This window comes from Phenylobacterium sp. (assembly GCF_037138395.1).
Classification (GTDB): domain Bacteria; phylum Pseudomonadota; class Alphaproteobacteria; order Caulobacterales; family Caulobacteraceae; genus Phenylobacterium.
This window is the reverse complement of record NZ_JBAXIM010000140.1, coordinates 1-6,553: the sequence shown is the minus strand read 5'-3', so window position 1 is coordinate 6,553 and position 6,553 is coordinate 1. Positions and strand designations below refer to the sequence as shown.

Sequence of the window (6,553 nt, the reverse complement as noted above, 5' to 3'; positions counted from 1 at the left end):
TACTACGAGCGCAGCCTCATGGCGGAGGCCGGAACCCGGTGCGGCCTGTTCGCGCCCCCGGTTCAGTCCGCCCTGGTTTCGGCGCGCGAGCAGGCAAGGGGCGCTGCCCTGAGGGCCGGAAGCCCGCCAAGGGACCTGCAGGCAACCTTTGAACGCGCCCGCGCCCGCGCCCGCTCGGTCGCCTGTGACTCCCCGGACATTGTCCTAGCGGCCCAAAGGGTCCGAACCGCCTTCGAGGGCTATGCCCGGCTGATCCGGCTCGACTTTCCGGGCGACCTCTACAGCTGGAAGGCCGACCGTTCCGTCAGCGCCCAGAAGGTCTTCTGGAGGCTGACCCAGGATGTCCAGCAGGGCGGAGACCAGATGCGCTTCGGCCTTGCGGGGCGCGGTGGCGCCGACAGCCTGATGGCGGTCGCACAGTTCTCCTCCGCCGAAGCGCCCTATGCCGCACGGATCGTCATGCGGAATCGCAGCCAGACCACAGGCGCCTACCTGGACTCCCGGGGCGAGAGCCTGCGGACCCTTCCGCTACCGCGGCGTTTGCCAAAGTCAGGACCCTACGAAGGCTACGTCGCCGAAGCCCGCTCTCCGGCGGGAACGGACCTGTTGCCGCAGGGTGCCCGGGCGGGCTGGGCCTTTCGGTTTCCGGCCCAGGCGGCGGCGGCGATGGCCGACCTTGATCCCCGCGAGTCGATTCAGGTGGAATTCCAGTTCGGGTCCGGATCGACACGGAAGATCTATGTCGAGGTGGGCGACTTTGCCGCCGGCCGGGCCTTTCTCGCCGCCCGTCCGGGCTGACGCCATTCGGGTCAGGTCAGGTCAGGTCGAGTTCGGGCTGGACCTGGTCGCGGACAACAACGGGAAGCCGAAGGCATACCCGGGTTCCCTGGCCCTGGCGGCTGCGTAGGGTCATCTCCCCCCCGTGGAGATCGCACAGGGCCTTGACCAGGCTAAGGCCAAGCCCCGCCCCTGCCGCCTTCTGGTCGGGAGAGCCGGCCTGTTCGAAGGGCCGTCCGAGCCGGGCAAGATCGACTTCGGACACGCCACAACCCGTGTCTTCAACGACCAGCACCAGGTCCTCGCCCTCCCTCGCCAGCCCAAAGACCACGCGGCCCCCCGGCGGCGTCGCCTTGATGGCGTTGGAGATGAGGTTGAGCGACATCTGCTTGAGGGCCCGCCGGTCGGCGCGCACCTCGATACGCTCGCGCAGGTCAGGGGCGACAAACTCCAGGCCGGCGCGTTCCACCTGCCCGCGGACCAGCCGGATAACGGCCGACGCTGCCTCGCGCACATCGAAGACCTCGAGGTTCAGGTCGAACCGTTCGGCTTCAACACGGGCCATGTCGAGGACATCGCTGATCAGCTCCAGCAGGAGTTCGCCAGATTCGTGGATGAGGTCCGCATAGCCCCGGTACCGGTCCGGCAGGGGCCCGAAAACGCCCTGGCGCATGGTGTCCGCGAACCCCATTATCGCGTTCAGCGGCGTCCGTAGTTCATGCGAAAGATTGGCCAGAAAGCGGGACTTGCCGGCGCTGCGGGCCTCGGCGTCGTTCAGCGCCTTCACCAGCGCCTGCTCGCGTTCCTGCCCGGCGCGCAGGTCGGAAAGCCGGCCGGCCACGCCCTGTCCGGGCAGGGCCGCGAGATCGCACTGCAGCCAGGGCGAGCTCCCTGCGCCCGCCGACAGGCAAAGGCTTGCAACGCCGTTTCGACGGGCCAGGTCGTAGGCCGCTTCCAGGGCGATAGCTTGCGACTGGGCGAAGCCAGAGGTCAGCGGGCACCCCGGCCGCAGGTCCGGCGCGTCGGCGAAGCCTGCGCCCCAGATCCGGTCGACCCGACCCTCGGCGTCCAGACGGAAGAGGAGCCCGGGGAGTAGGTCGCACAGGTCGCCAGCCTCGTCGGCACCTTGATGGCCCGCTTGGGAGAGATGACGCGGGTCAACCTCCGCAGATGTGGGTCCAGGATCGCGAATCGCTTGCCGGATTGCAGACATGGGAAGAGGCTAGACCCGCAGTCGACCAGCCGGGAGTCAAAGCCCCGGATTGCTGGTGGATAACCTTCCGGTCCCGGGGCCCCGTCGGCCTTGCGCCAAGCGCCGCCGCGACCTAGAGCCTGTTCGGCGTCCCTGCCCTTCCCGGGGTGCCCCGAGGAGCCCTCCCTGTGCCGAATTCGGCTTTGATCGATGCGCGTCTCGGCGAGATGGCCGAGACCTTCGAACTCCTGGGCGACTGGGAGGAACGCTATCGGCATGTCATCGACCTGGGCCGGGGCCTCGCACCCCTCGGCGATTCAGAGCGCTGCGAGGACAACCGGGTGCGGGGCTGCGCAAGCCAGGTCTGGCTGGTGACGGAGTCGGCCCCGGAAGGGGCCCTGACCTTCCGGGGGGACTCCGACGCCCATATTGTCAGGGGACTCATCGCCATCCTGCTCCACCTCGTCTCCGGGCTCTCGGCAGTGGAGATTGCGGGGTTCGACGCCGCCGCGGCACTCAACCGTCTCGGCCTTGCGGGGAACCTGTCCTCGCAGAGGACGAATGGCCTCGCCGCCATGGCGGAGCGGATGCGCAAGGACGCCCGGTCCCGGATTTCCCCGGCCTGAGACCGCGCACCCTTCAGGCGGCGCGAATTCCGGAAAAGCGGTTGGCCGCCCTGTCGCCGCCCAGCAGGGCGTCGTAGCCGAGGATCATGTCCACATCCTGGCCATTGGACGCCAGGGGCAGACGCATCCAGAGGACGGAGAGATGGGCCGCGCCGCGCCAGCCCAGGGAGTGGACCCCGATGGCGGGTCGTCGGTCGACCACGATCCCAGAAAGCTCCCGACGCCAGTATTCCGCTGCAGAGCCGACATAGACCTCGCCGAGGCTGCGTCCAGTCACCTCGGTTCCGAACACGCGATAGAGGCCCGTCCCGGCCAGGCGGAAGCTGAACCGATCGTCAGTGCGCACGTCGGTGAGGCTGAGCATGGGCAGGAAAGACTTCATTTCCGAAGGGCGCAGATCCGCCCGGGCCGGCAGCTTTCCCTGCATTCCCAGTCCCGCCCAGTAGGCGTAAAGCGCTTCTTGTGCGCCCTCCGCCTGGGCGGTTGCGCCGAGTTCCGACACCATCTTCAGAGTCCCCAACAACCCCTTGGATTCATAACAAATCGTTTATCGCCTGATGCGCGAATCGCGGGCAAGCGAATTTTGGTTAACGGGGCGTATTGAATGGGGACCGAACATGAAAACGCCCGACCGCACAGGCGGCCGGGCGTCTCGGTAATCTCGGTGGTCTGAGTGTCTTCGGCTCAGACTTTTGTGCGCCGGCGGGGCGCCTGACGGCCGCCCTGGCCCAGACCCATCTGCTTGGCGAGGTCGGACCGCGCCTTGGCGTAGTTCGGAGCCACCATCGGATAGTCCTTAGGCAGACCCCACTTGGCCCGGTAATCCTCGGGGCTCATGTTGTACTTGGTCCGCAGGTGGCGCTTCAGCGACTTGAACTTGCGACCATCCTCAAGACAGATGATGAAATCGGGAGTAATGGAGCGCCGGATCGGTACAGCAGGATCCCGCGGGGCCGCCTCAACGACCTCAGCGCTACTGCTCGCGCCCGACAGGGCCCGATGCACGCTCTGGATCAGGGCGGGGAGTTCAGCGGCTGAGATCGTGTTGTTCCCGACATAAGCCGAGACAATATCCGCTGTCCTCTCGATGACTTCGTTCTTATCGTCCATATCTGGCATCCGCTTAAAAAACTGAAACATGCGTCGCTAAGATCAACGCGTGGTTTGGAGATAGCGACCTATCCTCGGCTCTACAAGAATTAAGCGACTAGAATTGTCGGGAATTTGTCGATGGCCAATTGAACTTGACTGATTTCACCCGCCAACGGGCCGCTGAAGGCGGCACCGTCCAAACAACCACAGAGCCGCTCCCTCATCGAAACTTGGGGGCACTCCAGTGTTCCCAGATGTTCGGCAAGTCCGTAGAAACCCTGTCAGGATAGCGGGGAAGGCGTTTTTCGAGGAAGGATGTCACCCCCTCCTTGGCGTCCGGCATGGCGCCCCGGGCCTGGATGCCGCGGCTATCGGCCATGTGCGCCTCTATCGGATGGCTGGCCCCGGCCATGCGCCAGATCAGCTGGCGGGTCAGGGCGATCGAGACGGGCGCCGTGTTGTCGGCGATCTCGCGCGCCAGGGCTCGGGCGGCGGGCAGCAGATCCTCCGGGGCGTGAAGGGAGCGGACCAGTCCCTTATCGAGGGCTTCTTGCGCTGGGAAGACGCGGCCGGAATAGCACCACTCCAGAGCGGTCTGGATTCCCACGAGCCGGGGCAGGAACCAGGACGAACAGGCCTCGGGATTGATCCCCCGGCGGGAGAAGACAAAGCCATAGCGGGCATCGGTGGACGCCATCCGGATGTCCATGGCCAGCTGCATGGTCACGCCGACGCCGACGGCGGGGCCGTTCACGGCGGCGATCACGGGCTTCAGGCTGTCGTAAATGCGAAGGGTCAGGAGGCCTCCGCCGTCCCTCTGGACGCCGTCGAGGGTGCGGGCTTCCTTGTCCTCGCCGCCACGCGTCGAATAGTCGAAGGTCGCCGCGCCAGCGGAGAGGTCTGCACCGGCGCAGAAGGCCCGGCCCGCGCCCGTGACAATCACCACCCGGACACTGTCGTCAGCGTCGGTCTGGTCGAAGGCCGCGATCATCTCCTGCATCATCAGGGTGTTGAAGGCGTTCAGCTTGTCTGGCCGGTTGAGGGTCAGGGTGGCGATTCCGTCCTCGACTTCCAGGCGGATCGTCTCGAAGTTTGACATGGCGGTGCGTCTCCGTGGCGTTTCAGCTGCATCGGTCGGCCTTGACGGACCTTCCGTCAAGACCTGCATATGCACGCGGAAAGCCGGAGAGCCGGCAGCCCGCAGCCGGGCGACGACCGAGGAGGATGACCATGCACCCCGCAACCCACGCCCGGACCCAGCCGGACCGCGCCGCCTACATCATGGGCGCCACCGGGGAGACCGTCACCTATGGAGAGCTCAACGACCGCTCGAACCAGGGCGCCCAGCTCTTCAGGTCCCTTGGCCTGAAGACCGGCGATGTCATCGCCCTGATGCTCGACAACCATCCCAGGTATTTCGAGATCGCCTGGGCGGCCCAGCGCTCCGGCCTCTACTTCACCTGCATTTCGTCCAAGCTGTCCGCTGGCGAGATCGAGTACATCATGCAGGACTGCGAGGCGAAGGTGCTGATCACCTCCGCCGGCGTGGGCCCGGTGATCGACGAACTGCCGCCCCTCATGCCCGGCGTGCGGCTCTACATGGTGGGCGAGTCCAGGCCGCCCTACGAGAGCTTCGAGGCCGCCCGGGCCGCTATGCCCGCGACCCCCATCGCCGATGAGACCGCGGGCGCGGACATGCTCTATTCCTCGGGTACGACAGGGCGGCCCAAGGGCATCAAGCCGCCCCTCACCGGCGCGGCCATCGATGAGCAGAATTCCCTGGCCATGATGGCCCAGGGCCTGTTCGGCTTCCGTCCAGACAGCATCTACATCTCGCCGGCCCCGCTCTATCACGCCGCGCCCCTGCGCTGGTGCATGGCCATCCAGAGGATGGGCGGCACCGTCGTGGTCATGGAGAAGTTTGATCCCGAGACCGCCCTGTCCCTGATCGAGCGCTACCGGATCGACGTCGGCCAGTGGGTGCCGACCCACTTCGTGCGCATGCTCAAGCTTCCGGCAGAGGTGCGGGCGAAATACGATGTCTCCTCTATCCGCTCGGCGGTCCACGCCGCCGCCCCCTGCCCCATCCCGGTCAAGGAACAGATGATCGACTGGTGGGGCAAGGTGGTCCACGAGTACTATGCCGGCTCCGAGGGCAACGGCTTTTGCTATGTCGGACCGGAGGATTGGCTGGCCCACAAGGGCACGGTGGGCCGTGCGGTCATGGGCGAGGTCAGGATCGTCGGCGACGACGGCGAGGAGGTCCCGCCGCGCACCGAGGGCTCTGTCTACTTCGCCGGCGGCGCGCCCCTCGCCTACCACAACGCCCCCGACAAGGTGGCCGAGAACACCAACAAGCACGGCTGGACCACCCTGGGCGACGTGGGCTGGGTGGACGAGGAGGGCTTCCTCTACCTCACCGACCGCAAGAGCTTCATGATCATCTCTGGCGGCGTGAACATCTATCCGCAGGAACTCGAGAACCTGTTGATCACCCACCCGAAGATCACCGACGCCGCCGTCGTGGGCGCCCCGCACGAGGAAATGGGCGAGCAGGTGGCGGCGATGATCCAGCCGGCAGACTGGGCCGACGCCAATGATGCCTTCCGCGCCGAGATCGCCGATTTCTGCAGGGCCAATATCAGCCACGTGAAGTGCCCACGGATCATCGACTTCATGCCGGAACTGCCCCGCCACCCCACGGGCAAGCTCTACAAGCGCCTGATCCGCGACGCCTACTGGGGCAAGGAAGGCTCCAAGATCGTCTGACGCCCTCACCCGGCTTCGCCGGGAGCTCCCCCTTGGAGCGCTTCTAATTCCTCCCCCCAGGGGGAGGTGGACCGGGGCAAGGCCCCGGGACGGAGGG

Annotated in this window: 7 protein-coding genes; 3 read left to right on the top strand and 4 right to left on the bottom strand. The window is 66.4% G+C overall.

What is annotated here, in order from left to right; translation table 11 throughout:
- A partial coding sequence (locus WCJ52_RS10600; protein ID WP_336903276.1) for a hypothetical protein occupies positions 1-798 on the top strand: 798 nt, incomplete at its 5' end.
- 16 nt (positions 799-814) lie between these two features.
- Here the strand turns inward: WCJ52_RS10600 and WCJ52_RS10595 are convergent.
- Entirely contained in the window at positions 815-1,990 is a 1,176-nt protein-coding gene (locus tag WCJ52_RS10595; protein WP_336903275.1) for a HAMP domain-containing sensor histidine kinase, read from the bottom strand.
- A 206-nt stretch (positions 1,991-2,196) separates the two neighbouring features.
- Between WCJ52_RS10595 and WCJ52_RS10590 the strand changes: the two genes are divergently transcribed.
- The gene (locus WCJ52_RS10590; protein WP_336903277.1) at positions 2,197-2,595 is read left to right on the top strand and encodes a SufE family protein; all 399 of its coding nucleotides are present in this window, start codon (positions 2,197-2,199) and stop codon (positions 2,593-2,595) included.
- Positions 2,596-2,608: 13 nt separating this feature from the next.
- Here WCJ52_RS10590 and WCJ52_RS10585 read toward each other — a convergent pair whose 3' ends face one another.
- The 3 genes from WCJ52_RS10585 to WCJ52_RS10575 all read right to left on the bottom strand — a co-directional run bounded on the left by WCJ52_RS10585 (position 2,609) and on the right by WCJ52_RS10575 (position 4,786).
- A complete protein-coding gene (locus tag WCJ52_RS10585; protein ID WP_336903274.1) occupies positions 2,609-3,100 on the bottom strand; it encodes a PAS domain-containing protein in 492 nt (163 codons plus the stop codon).
- 179 nt (positions 3,101-3,279) lie between these two features.
- On the bottom strand, positions 3,280-3,705 hold the full coding sequence (locus WCJ52_RS10580) for a MucR family transcriptional regulator (RefSeq protein WP_336903273.1): 426 nt from the start codon (positions 3,703-3,705) through the stop codon (positions 3,280-3,282).
- Between the two features lie 202 nt (positions 3,706-3,907).
- Complete coding sequence (locus tag WCJ52_RS10575; protein ID WP_336903272.1) at positions 3,908-4,786, bottom strand: crotonase/enoyl-CoA hydratase family protein; 879 nt, start codon at positions 4,784-4,786, stop codon at positions 3,908-3,910.
- A 131-nt stretch (positions 4,787-4,917) separates the two neighbouring features.
- Between WCJ52_RS10575 and WCJ52_RS10570 the strand changes: the two genes are divergently transcribed.
- On the top strand, positions 4,918-6,456 hold the full coding sequence (locus WCJ52_RS10570; RefSeq protein ID WP_336903271.1) for an acyl-CoA synthetase: 1,539 nt from the start codon (positions 4,918-4,920) through the stop codon (positions 6,454-6,456).
- Positions 6,457-6,553: the final 97 nt, after the last annotated feature.